This is a genomic window from Cyanobium sp. NIVA-CYA 375, from assembly GCF_056108345.1.
This window is the reverse complement of the sequence record NZ_JBSYHW010000388.1, coordinates 1-592: the sequence shown is the minus strand read 5'-3', so window position 1 is coordinate 592 and position 592 is coordinate 1. Positions and strand designations below refer to the sequence as shown.

Annotated in this window: 1 protein-coding gene; it reads left to right on the top strand. The window is 70.4% G+C overall.

Features of this window, described 5'->3' with window-relative positions:
- Positions 1-592: sensor histidine kinase (locus AC01FP_RS18735; protein ID WP_474482418.1), on the top strand; the 592-nt coding region annotated here is incomplete at both ends.

The following is a 592-nucleotide window of genomic DNA, read 5'->3' as shown; positions in this document are numbered from 1 at the left end:
GCGTGAACCTGCTGCAGGACGGCCGCCCGCGGCGCCTGATCGCCGACGTGCCCGAGCACGCCGACGTGCTGCAGGCGGCCATGGACTTCATCGCCCTGGCCGACCAGGCGCTCGGCGCAGGTTCAGCGGCCGAGCCGACACCCGCCTTCCTGGCCGACCGCTGGCCTGCGCTGGAGGCGCTGGGCGCGCCCTTCCATGCCCTGTCGCTGGGCACGGCGCACCGCGTGGCCGAGCAGATGCAGGAGCGCAACGAGGCGGTGCGGTCGCAGAACCGGCTGGGCCTGTTCCTGACCGTGTTCATGTCGATCCTGACAATGGCCTTTGCCTTCATCGCCCTGCGTCAGCTGCGGCAGTTGCGTCAGCGGCGCCTGGTGCTGGAGGAACTGGCGGCCAGCCTGGGCCAGGCGCGGCGCGAGGCCGAAAGCGCCAGCCAGGCCAAGAGCGCTTTCCTGGCCAACATCAGCCACGAGATCCGCACGCCCTTCCACGGGCTCATGGGCATGCTGTCGCTGCTGCGCGAGACGGGCCTCAACCCCAAGCAGATCGATTACCTGCGCACCGCCACCGAAAGCGCCGACCACCTGCTGGCGAT